The organism is Microbacterium sp. ZOR0019 (assembly GCF_000800925.1).
Classification (GTDB): Bacteria; Actinomycetota; Actinomycetes; order Actinomycetales; family Microbacteriaceae; genus Microbacterium; species Microbacterium aurugineum.
Genome location: NZ_JRKC01000106.1, coordinates 1 through 3250 on the forward strand (window position 1 = coordinate 1; position 3250 = coordinate 3250).

General features: G+C 68.7%; 4 protein-coding genes. All 4 read left to right on the top strand.

The annotated features are described in order from the left end of the window. Positions 1 to 235 precede the first annotated feature (235 nt). Entirely contained in the window at positions 236 to 586 is a 351-nt protein-coding gene (locus tag L978_RS17980) for a hypothetical protein (protein ID WP_156118329.1), read from the top strand. 514 nt (positions 587 to 1100) lie between these two features. Then, positions 1101 to 2012: an ArdC-like ssDNA-binding domain-containing protein gene (locus L978_RS17985; RefSeq protein ID WP_047524855.1), complete on the top strand. Its 912-nt coding sequence runs from the start codon at positions 1101 to 1103 to the stop codon at positions 2010 to 2012. 203 nt (positions 2013 to 2215) lie between these two features. Next, entirely contained in the window at positions 2216 to 2572 is a 357-nt protein-coding gene (locus L978_RS17990) for a DUF3846 domain-containing protein (RefSeq protein WP_047524856.1), read from the top strand. 70 nt (positions 2573 to 2642) lie between these two features. Beyond that, a complete protein-coding gene (locus L978_RS17995) occupies positions 2643 to 3197 on the top strand; it encodes a hypothetical protein (RefSeq protein WP_047524857.1) in 555 nt (184 codons plus the stop codon). Positions 3198 to 3250: the final 53 nt, after the last annotated feature.

A 3250-nucleotide genomic window follows, 5' to 3' on the forward strand; every position in this document is an offset into this window, starting at 1 on the left:
CGCGGCCGCCGCCGCGCCCATGTCGACACGGGCGCGCTGACGCACTGTGCGCGCCGTCACCGGGCTCCCCTCGGCCGCCAGCGCCTCCGCTGCCGCCTCGGCCCTCTGCTGCGACGTCTGCTGCTCACCCATGCCAACTCCTCAAGAACGTGAATAACGTTGTTATGTGTTATTTACGTTATCGCCTCGAAGAGGGTTTGCGCAACCGCCGGCCTGCGCCGGTACCGTGGTCGGCATGAGCGACGACCAGACCGCCCCGGCAGCCGCCTACGGCAGCGTCGGCAACCTCGATCACCGCCTCTGGGACTTCCCCGACGACGACGCGCTCCGCGAGTACCAAGCAGCCGAAGACGAACTCCGCGCCGCACTGATCCGCAACCATGGCAACCTCGGCTGCGCTCGCGTGCTCGGCCGGCCCACACCGGACACCGTGCGCGGCATCGCCCGCTTGCTCGACGACGCATCCAGCCGGCACAGCGACGACGCCGGACGCACACCGGATCCCGAGCCCGAGGAACCCGCGCCCGCGGCTGCCGGCGGGATCATCGCCCGCGCGCTCACCTGGATCCGAGGCCCGCGCGCCTGACCGGCGCGGAGTGGCGTTGACCACACGTGGACGGACTCCGGCGATTCGCCGGGCCTCCGCCGCCCACCTGATGGACAACGCCACGAGGACTCCCCCGCCCCCAGTGTGGACGGCCGCACGCGCCCGCCCGACAATGGGGACGGCCGAGCCGAAAAGCCCTGCCTGGTCGGCCGGCGGCCTCCCGGCGAGAGCTGCGCCCTCGCGCTCCGCAGCGGCACTGCGTGCCGTGGTCGACGACCGCGCAAGCGCGGCCGCAGCTTGGTCGCGCCCTGACGGGCGCTCCCCCATTTTTTCGCCGTGAAGCCTTCGGCAGCATACGGCCGCCGGCTCTTCACGCAAGGGGCTTTCGCGGCATATCCTCCCTCGCTCCGCTCAGTCCGGTATTCCACGGTCCCCTTGCGCGGCGATCCTCTGGCCTGCCGGCACTATTCGTGCCTTCACGGCAAAAAAACGTGGAGGGGGTGGGCAGGAACAACACCCGAATAGTACTAATCCCACTAATGGAGGTAGCGAGATGGCACGCAAGATCAAGAGCAGCAAGAGCCCGGAGCAGCGGCGCGCCGAGATGGAGGCCCTGCACGACCAGCTCGGCGAGGCCGTCGAGGAGCTGCGCAGCTCCGAGCGCTGGGCGGCGTACCTGCGGTTCTGCACGAGCTTCCACCGCTACAGCTTCGCCAACGTCATGTTGATTTGGTGGCAGTGCCCCGAGGCGTCCGCCGTCGCCGGATACCGCGCCTGGCAGGCCAAGGGACGCCAGGTCCGCAAGGGTGAGCGCGGGATGCGGATCATCGGGACTGGAACCGTTCGCGTCAGCGACGACGACGCCGAGGAAGAGGGCGAGAAGACCGAAGACGGGCGACGTCGAGTGTTCTTCCCCGTGTCCGTGTTCGATATCTCGCAGACCGAGCTTGCCGAGGGAGCTGAGGACGTCTCGACCGTCGCGCATGAGCTGACCGGAGCCGATGACGCCGGGATCCTCGCCCGCGTCGTTGACCACCTGACCGCGGCAGGCGTGCCGGTCGAGTTCGGCAGCACCCGCGCAGGCGTCAATGGCTACACGAGCCCCGCAGACGCCGAGACCGGCGAACCCGTGCGCGTCGTCATCAGCGACCAGCTCGACCCGGCACAGCAGGCCAAGACGGCCCTGCACGAGGCCGCACATATCGCCCTCGGGCACATCGACGACGACCCGGCCGAGTATGTCGCCCACCGCGGCCGCTACGAGGTCGAGGCCGAGAGCGTCGCCTACGTGCTCGCCGGGATCCTCGGGCTCGACAGTAGCGCCTACAGCGTCGGCTACGTCGCCGGATGGGCCGAGCGCGCAGAATCCGACGTCATCAAGGACACCGCGGCACGAGTCCTGAAAGCCGCGCACACCCTCGCCGAGGCCCTGGCCCCGACCGAGGCCGAGAGCGTCGCCGCCTAACCCACCTGAATAGTACTATTGCCGCTTGACTCTTAAGGGCGGCAATAGTACTATTAGGGGTAGAGAGAGACGAGGGAACCGTGACCGGATACACGATCGCCAGCGAAGCGGGCGTCATCATCGCCCAGGTGAGTCACCACGACATCACCACAACCGAAGCCCCGCGTGTAAATAGTACTAATCCCACTAATGGAGGTAGTCCTGTGAGCCAACTCACCGCAATCCGCATCGACGAAGACGGCACCCTGACGGTCTGCCAGCTCGAAGCCACCCCCGAGGGCAGCTTGCTGCACGCCATGTACGCGGCCCTCGACGTGCGCACCATCGAGACGTTCGAGCTTCCCGGCCACATCGATGTGATCTTCGACGAGGAAGGCAAGCTCACCGGAGCGCAGCCGAACGACCGCGGCACCGTGACCGCCCTCATGCTCGGCGGCCGCTTCCTCCCCGGCGACTACATCGCAGGCCCCGCCCTCTTCCTCGGCTACACCGACGACGGCGAGCACGTCGGCCTCACCGAAGACCAGATGCGCCGGATCCTCACCGCCAGCATCGACTAGCCACCCGGGGCGGCCGGGACCACACTGGCCGCCCCTAATAGTACTAATCCCACTAATGGAGGTAACCCGCATGAACGTTCAGACCGCGACCGAAGCCAGCGCCCTCAGCGAGTTCCTGGAGGCGTGGAGCGGCGGACTGTCCGCCGACCTGGCGACCAAGCTCACGTGCACCGAGGCCGACGCCCTCGCGCGCCTGCTGCGCACGCACGGCCGCCCCGCGTCCGCTGCCGAGTGGATCAACTTCCACAGCCGCGGCGACGACGACGAGGAGGACGCCCACCACCGCACCCCGGCCGCCGCAATGGGGCTCGAGCTGGACCAGCTCACGGCAACCTACCCCGACCTCTTCCAGGAGTTCGAGGATCCCGAGGAATTCGGGGCCGGGCACGTCGTCCTCTACAGCCTCGACGGCAGGCAGCGCTTCGCGATCACCGAGCAGTGCGACAAGCCTGCGGACGATGAGACGCGCGAGCCGATCGCCTGGCAGTGGGAGATCTCGCACCGGCTCCTGTCGGGAGGGTGGCAGCGCGACACGACGGGGGAGAGCGCCGCCGACGACCTCGCCCCGTTCATCCTCGCCGCCTGGCACTGGGCAGCAGCACACGGCGGCCCCCGCGGCCTGTAAACGCCACCGCCGGGCCCTCCGGGGCCCGGCACGAGGGGAGCGACCCCCTCGTG

Bases quoted from the DNA above. Each gene is read 5' to 3' on its own strand.
- L978_RS17980 (WP_156118329.1), top strand. From the start codon at position 236: ATGAGCGACGACCAGACCGCCCCGGCAGCCGCCTACGGCAGCGTCGGC.
- L978_RS17985 (WP_047524855.1), top strand. From the start codon at position 1,101: ATGGCACGCAAGATCAAGAGCAGCAAGAGCCCGGAGCAGCGGCGCGCC.
- L978_RS17995 (WP_047524857.1), top strand. From the start codon at position 2,643: ATGAACGTTCAGACCGCGACCGAAGCCAGCGCCCTCAGCGAGTTCCTG.